12 protein-coding genes are annotated in these 15,714 nt (G+C 42.3%); 5 read left to right on the top strand and 7 right to left on the bottom strand.

The window, feature by feature from the left end; all coding sequences use genetic code 11:
* Positions 1 to 11 precede the first annotated feature (11 nt).
* The 7 genes from CWC28_RS15420 to CWC28_RS15390 all read right to left on the bottom strand — a co-directional run bounded on the left by CWC28_RS15420 (position 12) and on the right by CWC28_RS15390 (position 8,736).
* A complete protein-coding gene (locus tag CWC28_RS15420; RefSeq protein WP_054553061.1) occupies positions 12 to 905 on the bottom strand; it encodes a carbon-nitrogen hydrolase in 894 nt (297 codons plus the stop codon).
* Entirely contained in the window at positions 898 to 1,956 is a 1,059-nt protein-coding gene (locus CWC28_RS15415; RefSeq protein WP_105174241.1) for an agmatine deiminase family protein, read from the bottom strand. The genes CWC28_RS15420 and CWC28_RS15415 overlap by 8 nt, the downstream gene beginning before the upstream one ends.
* Before the next feature lie 84 nt (positions 1,957 to 2,040).
* On the bottom strand, positions 2,041 to 2,634 hold the full coding sequence (locus CWC28_RS15410) for a hypothetical protein (protein ID WP_063704838.1): 594 nt from the start codon (positions 2,632 to 2,634) through the stop codon (positions 2,041 to 2,043).
* 105 nt (positions 2,635 to 2,739) lie between these two features.
* On the bottom strand, positions 2,740 to 5,913 hold the full coding sequence (locus CWC28_RS15405) for an efflux RND transporter permease subunit (RefSeq protein WP_063704841.1): 3,174 nt from the start codon (positions 5,911 to 5,913) through the stop codon (positions 2,740 to 2,742).
* A gap of 14 nt (positions 5,914 to 5,927) precedes the next feature.
* A complete protein-coding gene (locus CWC28_RS15400) occupies positions 5,928 to 7,133 on the bottom strand; it encodes an efflux RND transporter periplasmic adaptor subunit (protein WP_063704843.1) in 1,206 nt (401 codons plus the stop codon).
* Positions 7,134 to 7,334: 201 nt separating this feature from the next.
* A complete protein-coding gene (locus CWC28_RS15395) occupies positions 7,335 to 8,027 on the bottom strand; it encodes a haloacid dehalogenase type II (protein ID WP_138625384.1) in 693 nt (230 codons plus the stop codon).
* A gap of 55 nt (positions 8,028 to 8,082) precedes the next feature.
* Positions 8,083 to 8,736 (bottom strand): peroxiredoxin-like family protein, encoded by a 654-nt coding sequence (locus tag CWC28_RS15390; RefSeq protein ID WP_138625383.1) that lies wholly within the window; start codon positions 8,734 to 8,736, stop codon positions 8,083 to 8,085.
* Positions 8,737 to 8,840: 104 nt separating this feature from the next.
* On the opposite strand from CWC28_RS15390, the gene CWC28_RS15385 reads away from it, so the two are divergent.
* The 5 genes from CWC28_RS15385 to phnW all read left to right on the top strand — a co-directional run bounded on the left by CWC28_RS15385 (position 8,841) and on the right by phnW (position 15,696).
* A complete protein-coding gene (locus CWC28_RS15385) occupies positions 8,841 to 9,731 on the top strand; it encodes a LysR family transcriptional regulator (protein WP_138625382.1) in 891 nt (296 codons plus the stop codon).
* Between the two features lie 70 nt (positions 9,732 to 9,801).
* Positions 9,802 to 10,362 (top strand): RNA polymerase sigma factor, encoded by a 561-nt coding sequence (locus tag CWC28_RS15380; protein WP_063704849.1) that lies wholly within the window; start codon positions 9,802 to 9,804, stop codon positions 10,360 to 10,362.
* Positions 10,359 to 11,429, top strand: a complete 1,071-nt coding sequence (locus tag CWC28_RS15375; RefSeq protein ID WP_138625381.1) for a FecR family protein — start codon at positions 10,359 to 10,361, stop codon at positions 11,427 to 11,429. The genes CWC28_RS15380 and CWC28_RS15375 overlap by 4 nt, the downstream gene beginning before the upstream one ends.
* 8 nt (positions 11,430 to 11,437) lie before the next feature.
* Positions 11,438 to 14,461: a TonB-dependent receptor plug domain-containing protein gene (locus CWC28_RS15370; protein WP_138625380.1), complete on the top strand. Its 3,024-nt coding sequence runs from the start codon at positions 11,438 to 11,440 to the stop codon at positions 14,459 to 14,461.
* A gap of 140 nt (positions 14,462 to 14,601) precedes the next feature.
* The gene (gene phnW, locus CWC28_RS15365) at positions 14,602 to 15,696 is read left to right on the top strand and encodes a 2-aminoethylphosphonate--pyruvate transaminase (RefSeq protein ID WP_138625379.1); all 1,095 of its coding nucleotides are present in this window, start codon (positions 14,602 to 14,604) and stop codon (positions 15,694 to 15,696) included.
* Positions 15,697 to 15,714 lie beyond the last annotated feature (18 nt).

Raw genomic sequence — 15,714 nt, 5'->3', positions numbered from 1 at the left:
GTTTTTACTGCTTAGTCTCGATAAATCTTGGTTAAGTCCTGATAGTGATCGATACGACGATCACGAAGGTAAGGCCAAATTCGACGTATGTTTTCACTACGTGCTTGGTCTAATTCTACAACCAATAATTGCTCATCGCTGTTGTTTGCTTCGGCTAAAATTTCACCTTGAGGGCCCGCGATAAACGAGTTACCCCAGAACTGAATACCTTCACTTTGACCGCTTGGATCACTTTCGTGGCCAACACGGTTACAGCTGATCACCGGTACGCCATTGGCAACTGCATGAGCGCGTTGTGAAATAACCCACGCGTCTTTTTGACGAGTTTGTTCGTCTTTTTCATCACGCGGGTCCCAACCTATGGCTGTTGGGTAAATTAAAATTTCAGCACCAGCCATTGCCATTAAGCGTGCCGCCTCTGGGAACCATTGATCCCAACACACTAATACGCCTAATTTACCGACAGAGGTTTGAATAGGCTCAAAACCTAAATCACCCGGTGTGAAGTAAAACTTCTCGTAAAAACCTGGGTCATCAGGAATATGCATTTTACGGTATTTACCGGCAATGCTCCCGTCAGTTTCAAGTACCACAGCAGTATTGTGATAAAGCCCTGTAGCGCGCTTTTCGAATAATGATGACACGATCACCACATTGAGTTCTTTGGCAAGTGCGCCTAAGGTGTCTGTACTTGGACCTGGAATTGTTTCTGCTAAATCAAAAACGTCTACATCTTCGGTTTGGCAAAAATATAAACTGCGGTGTAGCTCTTGAAGAACAATAAGCTTAGCGCCTTGGCTTGCTGCATCACGAATACCAGCAATAGATTTTGCCATATTGTCTTGAGCATTATCGGTGTTTGATTGCTGAACAAGAGCAACCTTTAAATGCGTTGGTTTAGTCATTGTTTGTTCCTGCTAAAAAGCCGCGCGGTAATTGCATTGTAATACAGTGTAAGCTGCCAAATTGGTGAATAATTGGCACACAATTAATACCCACCACAGTGTGATCTGGGTATGCTTTGGCAACCTGACCAAGCGCAAGTTGGTCGTTTTCATCACCATAAATTGGTACTAAAACGGTTTTATTGATAATTAAATAATTAGCGTATGTGGCAGGTAGTCTGTCACCATCTTCATTGAACACTGCTTTTGGCCAAGGTAAGGCAATCAGTGAGTAGTTTTCACCCTCAGCTGTTTTAAATGATTGCAGTTGCTTTTCCATTGCATCAAGGGCTGCAAAGTGCTCATCATCTTTATCATCACACTGTACATAAACGAGGGTGTTGTTTGGAGCAAAACGTACCAGCGTATCAATATGGCTGTCGGTATCATCACCCGCAAGGTAACCGTGATCAACCCAAAGAAACGACGTAGCGCCTAGTTGCTCAACCAGCGTTTTTTCTATATCTGCTTTTGTAAGTTCTGGGTTACGATTTGGGTTTAACAAGCACTCGCTCGTTGTGAGTAGCACACCGTGTTCGTTGATTTCAACGCCACCGCCTTCAAGAACCAGTTCACTTTGCTGATAACCATTTTTAGGATTAGCGACTTGTTTTACAAGCACTTGATTAATTTGGTTATCAAGTTCACTTGCAAATTTATTGCCCCAACCATTAAAAATAAAATCCATTACTTTTAATTCTGTTGCGTCATCAATATTCGCACAGGTTAATGGACCATGGTCGCGTGCCCAAGTATCGTTACACGGTGTCACCACAAAGTGAATGCGTTTAGCATCAACTTCTGCGTTTTCAAGTAATGTCTCAATATGTGCTTTAAGCGCATTATCATGAGCCACAATAACAACATCTTGTTGTTGGCTTATTGCTTGGCAAAGTGCTACATACACAGGCTCAACAGCAGTTAAATTTGCTGCCCAATCAGTATCTTGGTGTGGCCAAGTAAGCATGACGGCATCTTGCTCAGCCCATTCAGGTAAAAGTCTAAATTTCATGAAGGTAATAAACAAACTAAGGTGGGGCTAGTTTAGCATTTTAGCCATAGATGTCAGCTTTTTGTGCGCGATAAAGCGTGATTTTTAACTGTCTTGCTGCTTGTTTTCTTGTTGACGTTTTTTTAGTTGGCGCGTTTGAGCATGCAACGCAGCTCTTACGACTAAATCTTGGTCAGCATCTCGAATCGCTGTAAACAATAATGTGTATTGGTATTTATCATCATCACACTTTTCAATGGCGACTAATTCGGTATAGCAATAAATGGCAGATGCTTCGTGCTGCAAGAACAACTTAGTACGAAATGTTTGACCCAATTCATACACTTCTGTTGAAGTTAGTTTTACACCGCCACCACCGTAGCTATCGCAATAGTTAGCGTTATCTTCAGGCTGCTCAGAGGCTAGAATGTGGCTCATAATTAAATCAATTTTGCGTGACTGGGCTTGCAAAAACACCGCTAACTCTTGAGCTACATCACCTAGGTTACGAAGAGGGCGTAAGGTGGTTTGCTCAAGTTCGTTTACTTCGTTAGCAAGTTTAAATAAAGCAGGGATATCCGCTTCGAGTTCAGCATTGGTTTTTGGCACAGCTTCAGGTTCAACGGCGTATAAGTTGACGCGATTGCTCTCATTGATTTGAAAAAACTGTTCAAATTCGGCTAATTTTTGATTATTCATGCTGCACTCCACACATCTTTCCTTAATACTAGCGTTCGAAGCAGTAAATTGCTAGTAATCAAATAATCAAAAAAAAGGGCAAACTCATTGTTTGCCCTTCATTTTTTACAGGTTACCCTCTTGGGTTTTGACATGTTCTTGTTGATGATGTTTCGCTATCTCATCAGCAAGCTCTTGTCTTGAACGTTTTTCAGTTAACTTACGCGCCGTTAACCAATAAAAGAACAGTGGCACAAAGAATACGGCCAGGAATGTTGCGGCCATCATACCGCCCATTACACCGGTACCAACACTATGACGTGCACCTGCACCTGCGCCAGAGCTCAGTACTAGAGGCACTACGCCTAAAATGAATGCAAGCGAAGTCATAATGATAGGTCTAAAACGTAACCGTGCAGCCTCTAGTGCAGCAGTACTTGCGCTCCAGCCTTGTTGATGTTTCATCAAGGCGTATTCAACGATAAGAATCGCGTTTTTACTAGCAAGACCAAGAAGTGTTACCAGACCAATTTGGAAATACACATCGTTTGTCATTCCAACGACCCAAACCGCTATAAGCGCACCAAAGGTACCAAATGGCAGGGCAAGCATGACTGAAAGCGGTAGTGACCAACGCTCATATAGCGCTGCTAGAATCAAAAATACCATGATCACAGCAAGGCCTAAGGCAATCCCAGTGGTGCCCGAACTACGTTTTTCTTGGAATGCAGAACCTGTCCATTCGTAAGTCATATTAGGTGGTAAAACGGCTTGCGCAATACGCTCAACTTCCGCAATGGCTTGACCCGAACTGTAACCCGGTGCTGCATTACCCATCAGTTTAACCGCAGGTAAGTTGTTATAACGATTTAGGTTTTCAGGCCCACGGCTATACTCGATAGTGGTAAAGGCTGAAAGCGGCACCATAGTACCTTGGTTGTTTTTAACATAGATACGACCAATGTCGTCAGGCTTCATTCTAAATTCAGCATCTGCAGACATCAGTACTTGCCATGCGCGACCAAATTTATTGAAGTCGTTAACGTAATAAGTCCCTAAGTTACCCGCAAGGGCAGTGAACGCATCATCAATTTCGACACCCATAGCACGCGCTTGTTCACGGTCAACATCAACACGTAGCTGCGGTGCATCAGGGCGCCAAAGTGTTTGCAGGCCACTAATGATAGGGCTCTTTTGTGCTTCAGCTGTCATCAACTGCATTGCATGTTGAAGTTTGTCTGGGTCGCTATCACCTTTGTTTTGAATGTAGAACTCAAAACCACCGGTGTTACCTAAACCAAAAATTGCAGGCGGATTAAAGGCAAGCACGAGTGCCTCTTTAATACCCGCTGTTTTCATGAATAGCTCTTGCACCAGCGCCTTGGTATCAACTTCACGTTCATCCCAGTGCTTTTGAGTTACGAATAAGGTTGCAGCACTGTTTTTGTAACCACCACCAATAAAGTCAAAACCGGTAAACGCCACCACGTTTTCGTTCGCTGGGTTTGATTGCACGGCCTCAACAACTTGCTGTGTGACTTGCTCTGTGCGCTCAAGTGATGAACCGTCAGGTAAGAAAATTGCAGAGATGTAATAACCTTGGTCTTCATCTGGCACAAGCGAACCTGGGGTGTTTTGCCAAAGGCCAATTGTAGCGGCAATCATACCCGTCATTAAGATCAGTCCTAACAGGCCACGGCGCACCATAAAGCCAACAGCACCAACATAACGGCCTGTGATCTTGGTAAACATGTTGTTGAACCATAGGAAGAAGCGGGCAGTTTGCTTGTGTTCTTGCTTTAAAATAAGCACACAAAGCGCTGGCGTCATCGTTAACGCAACGATACCCGATAAACTCACAGCAATCGAAATAGTAATAGCGAACTGACGGAATAACTCACCGGTTAAGCCGCCTAAAAACGCAATTGGCACAAACACTGAACAAAGTACTAAAACAATGGCCACTACAGGGCCGCTTACTTCGCCCATCGCTTTAACGGCGGCGTCTCTGGCACCTAGGCCTTCTTCGTGCATGATACGCTCAACGTTTTCGAGTACCACGATGGCATCATCAACAACAATACCAATCGACAACACCATGCCGAATAAGGTGAGTGAGTTAATTGAGTATCCCAGCATATACATGCCGGCAAATGTGCCTAGTAGTGATACTGGCACTGCAAGGGTCGGTATTAGGGTCGCGCGCCAGTTTTGTAAGAATAAATACACCACTAAGAATACCAATACCATGGCTTCAAGCAGTGTTTTTACAACTTCACGAATTGATACTTCAACAAAGCGGGTTGTGTCGTATGACGTTAAATGAGCAAGGCCGGTAGGGAACTGGCTTTTCATTTCTTCAATAACACTGTTTACTTCTTCGGCTACATCAAGGGCGTTAGCACCAGGTTGCAAGAAGATACCTAACAGTACCGCTTCTTTACCGTTAATCGTCCCTTTGAAGTTATAATCTTTTGAGCCAAGTTCAACGCGGGCAACGTCTTTTAAGCGTAAGCTACTGCCGTCTGTGTTTGAACGAATAATGATATTTTCAAACTGCTCAGGCTCAGACAAACGCCCTTGTGCAGTCACACTATAAACGAGCTCTTGTGGAGATTGCGTAGTAGGTGTGGCACCAATTTTACCTGCCGCGTATTGCGAGTTTTGTACACGAATTGCCCCTGCAATTTCTTCAACAGTGACGCCTAACTGGCTCATTACATCAGGGCGCAGCCAAATGCGCATTGCGTAATCTTTGGCACCAAAAATTTGTACACTGGTGGTGCCAGGTATACGCTTAACACGGTCAAGTACGTTCATAGTGACATAGTTTGATGTCCATAAACTTGAACGTGTTCCATCTGGTGAGTAGAAGGCATGAACTTGTAAAAAGCTAGAAGAACCTTTTTGAACAACCACACCTTGGCGGCGTGTTTCTTCAGGTAAACGGGCTTCAACCTGCTTAACACGGTTGTTTACGTTAACGGCTGCTTGGTCAACATCAGTACCAATTTCAAAAGTAACTTCGATGGTCGTTGAACCTGCACTGGTTGACGTTGATGACATATACATCATGCCTTCAACACCGGTAATAGCATTTTCTATTGGTGTGGCAACCGTCTGCTCAAGTACATCAGCTGATGCACCCGGGTAGGCTGCGGTTACCTGTACAACCGGTGGTGCTATTTCAGGATATTGCGCCACAGGTAAGCTGCGCATCGCAGCAAGGCCTGCAAGCACAATAACAATAGATATAACAAACGCAAAAATAGGTCTGTCTATAAAGTAACGAGAAAACATAAGACTCCCTGTGCTTATTCTGCGTGGCTTGGGTTAGCGGCAGGTTTGCCAACATTGACTGGCATACCCGGGAAGAAAATACGTGCCATGCCATCAACAATAACTTGGTCGCCTTCTTTTAAACCACTGCGAATTAACCAAAAGTTTTGGTATTGCTCATTTTCTGGTTTTTTGATCCACTCACCTACAGTAACAGGGGCAGGTAAAGCGACATCCATACCTTGCTCGTTTTTACTTACAACATAAACAAACTTACCAGTGCCGTTATCAAGTACTGCACGTTGCGGCACGATGAAAGCGTTTTTACGTACTGCACCACTTAACTCAACGCGAACGAATTGGCCCGGGCGAAGCTGAAAATCAGGGTTAGGAATAATTGCCTGAAACTCACTGGTACCTGTGTTTGGATTAATACGCACATCAGAGAAGTTAACTTCACCGGTTTGTCCATATAAAGAGCCGTCTTGAAGTTTAATTTGTGTTTGCCAGTGGCCTTGCTCTGGTAACGTCAGTGAGCCATTTTTAACATCTTGACGCATTTGCAGTTGTTCACGCTCTGATAAGCCAAAACGAATACGAATAGGGTCAAACTGAGTCATTTGAGTCAGTAATAAATCTGGACCAGAAACATACGTTCCTTCAGAGACAAACTCACGTCCCATTACTCCTGCGACAGGGGCTTTTACTTGCGCATATTCAAGGTTTAGTTGCGCTTCTTTTAAGGCAACTTTTGCTGCGGCTAAATCAGTTTTGGCAATATCATTGGCTGAGCTTGCGTTATCGTAGTCACGTTGTGAAACGGACTTTTCGGCACGTAGTTTAGCTAATCGTTTAACGTCACGATCAGCTTGAACAAGCGCTGCTTTTGCACCATCAAGTGCAGCTTGCGCACGATCAACTGCAAGTTGATAAGGTTCAAGGTCAATTGTAAATAATGATTGGCCTTGCTCTACACGCTGACCTTCTTCAAAGTTGCGTGATTCAAGAATACCGGTGACACGGGCACGAACTTCAACTTCTTTTGAACCAGACAGCGTCGCTGGCAGCTCAATAGTAAAAGGTGCATCGTGTGTTTCCATTGTCATAGTCGCGACAGCAGCGGGGTGCATTTGACCCTGTTGTTGCTGTGGCGCTTCAGAACAACCTTGCAATAGCAAAGGAGCAGAAACTAATAACAACGCAGATAATGATAATTTGGCAGGTGCGAAAGGCAGACGCATGTTTACTCCACAGTCCAATTGTTAAGTAGGTATACATAAAAAGTAGTCTATCAACATGACAGACGTAACTATGTATATTCATTTGTCGTCTAGTTTATACCCAAAAAAGAGAAAGGTACACCCTGTAGTTTACTTTTTTATTGGACACAAAAAAACGCAAAGCATTTTCGCTTTGCGTTGATAGACAGATTAAATCGCTTCTTACTTTTGAGTAAGCAATAGGACTAACTCTTCAAGATTTTTAACGATGTAGTCTGGTTGCTTAGCCAATGGGTAAAGGGCTTTTCCGGGTCTTGCGATAAACGCTGTTTGCATTCCTGCTTCTTTAGCGCCGGCCACATCCCAGCCATGTGCTGCAACCATTAAAGCTTCGTGAGGCGCTACATTTAATTGTTCAAGCAACCACTTGTAAGCGCGCAGATCGGGTTTATATACTTTAATATCTTCAACACTATAACGGTGAGTAAAGTAATCTGTTAAGCCAGCATGTTGAAACTGCGCTTTGACACCATTATTTGACGAATTGGTAAAGCTGACGAGTTTATAATCTTGCTTTAATTGCGCCAATGCGGGTTTAACATCGCTATGCGCAGGTAAAGATAAAAGCGGCGGCACAATCGCTTGCTTAGCTTGCTCTTTGGTTAACGAAATTTGATTATTACTTTCGACCATCATCAGCGCGGCAACGCCTATGTCAGCAAAGTCATGATAATCATTCGATACCGTACTCACTAATGAGTGATGCAGCATGGTCGAAAACCAAAGCGGCAATAACTGGGTATTACCATCGAGTGCTTTAGCGACTGAACTTTGCATTTGTTCAAGATCAAGCAAGGTCTCATTGACATCAAACACAATTACCTTTGGTTTTGCTTGGATTTGCGACGCTGCCATTGTGCCTCCCGAGAAAGTTAAGGTTAGCAATAAAACGAGACTAAAAAGGGCTTTACTAAACACGGTTAATTGCTTTAACTGCGTTAAGAACATCTAAAGGCTCCGCTCTTAGTGTGTAATCTTCATGAGCAAATGCAAATTGAATCACCCCTTGGCTATCAATTACGTAAGTTGCCGGTAATGGTAATTCGTAGCTATCGTCACCATTGGCTTTAGGAATATCTAAGCCTAGCTGATCATAAATAGGGATCAAGCGCTCATCTAACGTGAAAACCAAACCACACTTTTTAGCCAATGAGTTAGCCACATCAGAAAGCACCGTATATGCCAGCTCGTTTTGCTGTTGAGTCGACAGTGATTCATCGGGTAGTTGAGGAGAAACAGCAACTAATTGGGCATGTTGATCTGCAAATGCTTGCTGCATGTTATTAAGTGCGCGAAGCTCTAAATTACAATATGGGCACCAACCACCACGGTAAAAGCTCAGCACCAGCGAGCCTTTCGATAACAATTCTGTTGAGCTAATTTGTTTACCCTTGCTATCGGGTAATTCAAATGCTGGAAACTTATCACCCACTCTTAAAGCATTTTCACTTAATTGTTCAGCAATCAGCTTTTCAGTCGTGACATCCATCAAATTTAGGATATCAGCAGGGACATTGGCTTTCTTTTGCACTTCAAATGCATCGATTTGGGTTTTTAAAGACATACATACTCCAATCATTTTGATTATTTGTAGTAAGTATAGAGTTTTAAATTTTTATATATACAATGCAAAACTGAAACCTAAATTCGAAAATATTGAATCAAGCCATGTACAGTTTATGTGATTTAGAAACCTTTATTGCCATAGTTGAAAACCAAGGTGTGGTTGCCGCTGCTAAAGCACAAGGCCTTTCACCCGCTACGGTTAGTCATCGCTTAAGTAAATTAGAAAAAGCATTAAGTACTGTGTTGCTGTTTCGTGATAGTAGGCGAATACGCTTATCACCAGCAGGAGAGCTGTTTTACCAACGTGCTGGGGCCATTTTAGAGGCTCTGTATGATGCTGAGCATCAAATTGGCGCACGAGGTTCGGCGGTGACAGGGCTTTTACGAGTCACTATGCCGCCTTGGGTCTTCTCAAAATTTGTGATGCCAGAGCTTGGTCATTTTGAACAGCAATATCCCGACTTGAAACTCGATTTTATGATCACAGACCAATTTGTAAATATTGTGGATGATGCCCAAGATGTAGCTATTCGAGTAGGTCAGTTGGCAGATTCAAACTTGCTTTCACGTAAGCTTGTTAGTAACTCTCGTATTTTGTGTGCAGCCCCAAGCTATATTGAAAAATATGGGCTACCAAGAACGGTCTCTGATCTTCAAGCGCATTACTGGGTATGCTTGCCATGGCAGCGACAGCTTAAACTTAACGAGGGCGGCCAAATAGTTAATTATAATGCGAGAACGCGTTTTACCGTGTCTAACTCAGATAACATGACGCAGGCTGCGATTGCAGGTCATGGCATAGCAATTAAATCATATATTGCAATTAAAGATGATTTAGCAGAAGGGCGGTTAATCGAAATACTCCCTAATAGCCTTGTTGATGCTGACGCGCCTGTATGGTTTTTAAAACCACAAAACAGCCTAGTGACGCGCAAAACAGAGGTTTTTTATGAGTTTATGAAATCTTTGTTTACCGAAGGTACAAAAACTTAACAAATGGCTTGTAATTAAACTGAAATCTCGTACCCTAAAGCAATAAAAATATAATAAAGGTGAGTTAAGGATGACAGATCAAACTGGGGTTATCACCGCTTTTACCGAGATATCGAGCAAACTTAGGCGCTTTGTATCACGTATCGTCAGCCCTGATGATGTAGAAGATATTGTGCAAGAGACGTTTATAAAAAGTTATGAAGCAGATCTTAAACAAAATATCGAATACACTCACAGTTATATGCTGAAAACGGCCAAACATTTAGCACTCAATCACATTGCTAAATGGGACAATAAATACAAAGAATCGTTAGATGAACAACAACAAGTTGAACATCACATGCGTTCTATGGCACTTGAAGATGAAGTAACCTCTAAAGAGCGCTTTTTGTTTTTTTGCCGAGTAACTAACGAATTAAGCCCACAAGTAAAAAAATGTTTTATCTTAAAAAAAGTCTATGGCTTAAGCCAAAAGGAAATTGCTGCTAAAATGGAACTCAGCGAAAGTACTGTTGAAAAACACATAGCCAAAGGCTTATTACATGTTCACCGAGCAATGAAATCACACGATGTACAACCTCAGGCATATAGCCCTACCACAGAGTTCACTGCAAAAGAGGTGAACAAATGAGTAATGTTCACCCATTTTCATCAAAAGAAATGATTCAAGAGCAAGCGAGCCAATGGATCAGTGCAATTGATCGTGGTTTATCGAAAGATGAAGTGAGCCAATTACATTTATGGGCTCATCAAAGTGCGGCTCATCAAGAGGCCTTATTTGAACTTGCGACATTATGGGATGAAATGAGTGTGCTTAACGAGTTAAGTAGCTTATTTCCTTATAAAGCCCCGCAAAAACAACCCGCTGTATTTGGTATGGCAACGGCGGCTAGCTTTTTAGTGGCGATGCTGCTTGGTTGTATCATGCTCATTTATTCAAGCTATTGGCAGAACGAAGAAAACGACTACGCAAAGTTTACTAAAATTTACCGCACTAAAGTGGGCGAGCAAGCCACGTTTGTATTGCCCGACAGCACGATTGTGCAGCTTAATACCAATACTAAACTTGAAGTTGCTTATACCGGCGATCGCCGTCAGTTGATCTTGAGCCGTGGTGAAGGCCGCTTCAATGTTGCTAAAGATGCAAGTCGTCCATTCACTGTTATTGCCGGTGATAAATCATTTACTGCTCTTGGTACCGTGTTTAATGTGCAGCGAAATACTGCCTCAGACTTAGAGTTAGTGGTGACCGAGGGCAAGGTGATGATTGCTGATCCGAGTACGCAGGTTGATGCCAGTGATTTTAATCGTTTAAAAGATGCCTCGGATAACAGTGCTGATATCAAAGCACTTCGCGCGAATGTTGTTGTTTCAGGCGAGAAAGCACTGATAAAACAAAGTAAAACTGAGCCGATTAAACAGTTATCTGTTGATGACGTACAGCGTGACTTAGCTTGGCAACAAGAAATGTTAATCTTTAACGGCGAACCGCTTGGAGAAGCTTTGCAAGAAGTGAGTCGTTATACCGCTACACGTTTTGAATTGAATGGCCCAAAACTTGCTTCATTGAAAGTGGCTGGTGTATTTAAAACAGGCGACATAAAGGGGTTACTTGATTCTTTACAGGCCAACTTAGGTGTAGAACATCAACGTTTAGGTGAACATCGTGTTAGCTTAACTATCGCTGCAAAAGGTTAGTTTTGCCTATGAGAATACGCCAATGTAATGATGTTAATTGTGCGCCACCTTCTCGTCACAAAAAATTAATTAAAAAAAAGTTAAATTTACATAGCGGATTTTTCTTCCTCACTTGTTTGTATAAATTGCGCAGTAAGCAATTGCCTTTGTTACCAGCGTCTATTGTCATTTATGGCCTCACAGCAGGCCAAATAGCAATAGCAGCTGAAAAACAAATGCTGCAATTTGATATCAAAGCGCAACGAGCTGATTTGGCGTTAATCGAATTTGCAAAGCAAACAGATCAAACTGTCATTTTTTCTTTCGAATTAGCAAAGCAATATCAAGCGCAATCTGTATTTGGTTTTTATACCAAATTGGATGCACTGAATGCGATGTTAGAAGGCACTGAGCTCGATGCGGTTGTTGATCAACAAGGCTTGCTGAGTATAAAACTCAAACAAGTAGATAGGATAGATAATAACATGATCAAAGTATCAGGGGTCAGCGCTGCAGTCGTGCCATTACTGCTTGCCGCCAATACGCAAGCGTTCGCAGAAGATCAATCAGCAGAAAAAAACATCGAAAAAATTGCCGTTGTCGGTAGCCGTGTAGCAGGTCGCTCGGTTGAAGATTTACCGGTTCCGGTTGATATTTTAAGTGCCGAAGCACTTGAGAATACAGGTCAAACAGAAGTAGGCCGTATGCTTCAGGCTATCGCACCGTCTTTTAACTTTTCAAGCTCGTCTATCAGTGATGGTACTGACGCGCTTCGCCCTGCAACATTACGTGGTTTAGGGCCAGATCAAACCTTAGTTCTTATCAATGGTAAGCGTCGTCACCAAGCGAGCCTTATCCATATTAATACGTCAGTAGGTCGTGGTACCGCAGGTACCGACATGAACGCCATTCCTGCTGCTGCAATCAAACGTATTGAAGTATTACGTGATGGTGCTGCTGCGCAATATGGTTCAGATGCGATTGCGGGTGTAATTAATATCGTATTAAAAGACGCTGAAGAAGGTGGTAAAGCGGCGATTAACTACGGTGAATATTCAGAAGGTGATGGTGAAACAGTCAATGTTGATTTCAACACAGGTTTTGCCCTTGGTGATGATGGTTATTTAAATACCACAATCAACTACCGTGACCGTGCACCGACTAACCGTGCAGGCCTGCATGGTTCATGTCAATTTTACGGCTGTACTGAACTTGATGACGGTACGCTATTAGCAGGTGATCCGCGTGAGTTAACGGCACCTCGTGATACGTTTAGAATTGGTGATGCAGATTCACAGCAATTTGCTTTAACTATTAACACTGGCTATGAGCTTGCTGGTGGTGAGCTATATGGCTTTATCACTTATTCGAATCGTGAAAATGAATCTGCTGCGTTTTTCCGTCATAACGCAAATGCTACAGGTAACCCTGTATTGCAAGATGGTGATGCGACCATTCCAATGGGTTTCTTACCGAAAATTAATACTATTATTGATGACGTGTCTTACAACGTGGGCTTTAAAAAGTCGTTCGACAATGATTCAAGCATTGATTTATCGTACACCTACGGTGAAAACAGCATTGATTACACAACTAGTGACACTATCAATGGCTCATACGCTAACTATCTTCGTTATGACCAAGGTTTAACGGCTGATGAAATTCGTGCCTCGATTCCGCGTTCAGCGTATGCATATGGCCTTGAATTATCACTTCAAACAATCAACCTTGATTACACCAAAGATTACGATAACTTCTCATTAGCACTAGGTGCTGAGCTTCGTACTGATGAGTTCCGTATTCTTGAAGGTAGCGAATATGCCTATCGTGATTACGACACAGTTGATGGTGTGAGCATCTATTCAGGCTTAAATGGCGGGGTAGGCAGTGTTGATGCTGCAAGCGGTACGCAAGGTTTTGGTGGTTCAGATCCGGCATCATCAGTTGATGAGTCGCGCGATGTGATCTCATTCTACATGGATGCAGAAACCTATGTTATTGATGATGTAATTATCTCAGGTGCAGTACGTTACGATAACTACAAAGGTTTTGGCGATACAGTTAACTTTAAGTTAGCGGGTAACTGGTCAATTACTGAAGATGTGTCTTTACGTGGTGCACTAAGCACAGGCTTTAGAGCGCCTTCGATGCAACAACTTTACTTTAATAACGTAAGTACACAGTTCGTTGTAGGTGATGATGGCAGCTTAGTCGCTGAGCAAGTAGGTACATTCAGAAACGACAGTACCTTAGCGCAATCAATTGGTATTCCTAAGCTAAAAGAAGAGAAGTCACAAAACCGCAGTCTAGGTATCGTGTATAACGTAACCGACAATATCAATTTAACCATTGATTACTACTCGATTGATATCGACGACCGTATCGTTATTTCTAACCGTTTAGGTAAAGGTTTATCAGATACGCTAGATGCTGCACTTGAAAGTTCAGGCGCAGGTGCGGGTCAGTTCTTCTTAAATGGTGCAGACACCGAAACCGAAGGTGTTGATTTAGTTGCCACATGGAACACAGAAGGCCTTGGCGGCACGCTTGATTTCACCTTTGCTGCTAACTTCACTAAAACAGATGTAGTTGATTTATTTACGCCATCAGGTAGTGGCCTTGAGACTATTCCGGTAGAAGATGTGTTTTCTGCCCAAGAAACATCAATTATTGAAGAATGGCAACCTGAAGACCGCATTAACTTAAGTGCGCTTTATCGTTTAGAAGATTGGACTGTAAACCTATCACTAAACCGTTACGGCGAGTACACAGTTGAAGACGGTGGTCGTCAAACATACGGTGCTGAAATCTTAACTGATGTAAAAGTTAACTACTTCTTTAACGAAAATCTGTCATTTAACATTGGTGCAAATAACTTATTTGATGTTTACCCAGATAAGAACACCATTGGTAATTCACGCTCGGGTACGATTGTTGATGCAAGCGGCAACACAATTGTTTCAAGCCCAGGTGTATTCACTTACTCACGTCGTTCAGCACCATTTGGTTTTAACGGTGCGTACTACTACGTAGGTGCAGAGTACAAGTTCTAAACTCCCTTTAGATTCCTTTATTATTTAACTTGCAAAGGGCCATTTGGCCCTTTTTTAATGCAGTCATAAAAACTTCACTTTTTTTATCAAGCTAAATCCCTAATAATATCTGGACTAGACCAGATTTAGGCGATATTAAAATGAATGAATACTTACTGTTAACTCCTGGCCCATTAACAACATCGGATACGGTAAAACAAGCGATGTTAAAGGATTGGTGTACATGGGATGACGATTATAACTTAGGTGTTGTACAGGCTATTCGCAGCAAACTTGTAACTTTGGCCACAAAAAGTACTGATTATACGTGTACATTAATGCAGGGCAGTGGCACTGCGAGTGTAGAAAGTGCTTTAGGTAGCTTAGTAGCAAAAGAGCATAAGTTATTGATAATAAACAATGGCGCATATGGAAAACGAATGGCTGAAATTGCCGAGTATTTAGGCATTGACCATTGTGTTTTAAATTACACTGAAACTCAGCTACCAAGCTGTGACGACATAGAAAAAACACTCTTGAGTGATGAAAAAATTAGTCATGTTGCTATGGTGCACTGCGAAACGACGACTGGCATGCTAAACCCAGCAAAGCAAGTGGGTGAACTATTATCACGCCATAACAAAGTTTATATTTTAGACGCAATGAGTAGCTTTGGTGGCGTACCGTTTGACTTAGCAGATTGGCACATTGATGTAATGATTAGCTCATCTAATAAGTGTATTCAAGGTGTTCCAGGTTTTGGCTTTGTTATTTGCAAGCGAGACTTAATTGAAGAATCACAAGGGGTTGCACGTTCGTTGTCACTTGATTTATATGCACAGTGGCAGTGTATGGAGAACAACCAAGGTAAATGGCGTTTCACATCTCCTACACATGTTGTACGCGCATTTCATCAAGCTCTTACTGAATTAGAACAAGAGGGTGGTGTTGCAGCACGTCATAAGCGTTATAAAAACAATCAGCAACTTTTAGTGGTTGCGATGAGAGATTTAGGTTTTCAAACACTCTTAGATGATAACTTACATTCACCGATTATCACCTCATTTTATTCTCCAACAGCGAATGGGTATGACTTTAAAGAGTTTTACTTTTTGCTTAAAAACCAAGGGTTTGTGATTTACCCAGGTAAGGTGTCAGATGCTGATTGCTTTAGAATTGGCAATATTGGTCATGTGTTCGAAAACGATATTACACGCTTAATTGAGGCAGTATCAAACAGCAGATATTGGTTATAAAGAATGTTCACCCGTGTA

It is taken from the genome of Pseudoalteromonas sp. S4492, assembly GCF_005886115.1.
In the GTDB taxonomy this organism is placed as follows: Bacteria; Pseudomonadota; Gammaproteobacteria; order Enterobacterales; family Alteromonadaceae; genus Pseudoalteromonas; species Pseudoalteromonas gelatinilytica.
Note: the sequence above shows the minus strand (reverse complement) of the source record. Positions and strands in the feature narration are given on the sequence as shown.

Excerpts from the sequence above, each read along its gene's own strand:
- CWC28_RS15420 (WP_054553061.1), bottom strand. The coding sequence starts at position 905 with ATGACTAAACCAACGCATTTAAAGGTTGCTCTTGTTCAGCAATCAAAC.
- CWC28_RS15415 (WP_105174241.1), bottom strand. The coding sequence starts at position 1,956 with ATGAAATTTAGACTTTTACCTGAATGGGCTGAGCAAGATGCCGTCATG.
- CWC28_RS15410 (WP_063704838.1), bottom strand. The coding sequence starts at position 2,634 with ATGAATAATCAAAAATTAGCCGAATTTGAACAGTTTTTTCAAATCAAT.
- CWC28_RS15405 (WP_063704841.1), bottom strand. The coding sequence starts at position 5,913 with ATGTTTTCTCGTTACTTTATAGACAGACCTATTTTTGCGTTTGTTATA.
- CWC28_RS15400 (WP_063704843.1), bottom strand. The coding sequence starts at position 7,133 with ATGCGTCTGCCTTTCGCACCTGCCAAATTATCATTATCTGCGTTGTTA.
- CWC28_RS15395 (WP_138625384.1), bottom strand. The coding sequence starts at position 8,027 with ATGGCAGCGTCGCAAATCCAAGCAAAACCAAAGGTAATTGTGTTTGAT.
- CWC28_RS15390 (WP_138625383.1), bottom strand. The coding sequence starts at position 8,736 with ATGTCTTTAAAAACCCAAATCGATGCATTTGAAGTGCAAAAGAAAGCC.
- CWC28_RS15385 (WP_138625382.1), top strand. The coding sequence starts at position 8,841 with ATGTACAGTTTATGTGATTTAGAAACCTTTATTGCCATAGTTGAAAAC.
- CWC28_RS15380 (WP_063704849.1), top strand. The coding sequence starts at position 9,802 with ATGACAGATCAAACTGGGGTTATCACCGCTTTTACCGAGATATCGAGC.
- CWC28_RS15375 (WP_138625381.1), top strand. The coding sequence starts at position 10,359 with ATGAGTAATGTTCACCCATTTTCATCAAAAGAAATGATTCAAGAGCAA.
- CWC28_RS15370 (WP_138625380.1), top strand. The coding sequence starts at position 11,438 with ATGAGAATACGCCAATGTAATGATGTTAATTGTGCGCCACCTTCTCGT.
- phnW (WP_138625379.1), top strand. The coding sequence starts at position 14,602 with ATGAATGAATACTTACTGTTAACTCCTGGCCCATTAACAACATCGGAT.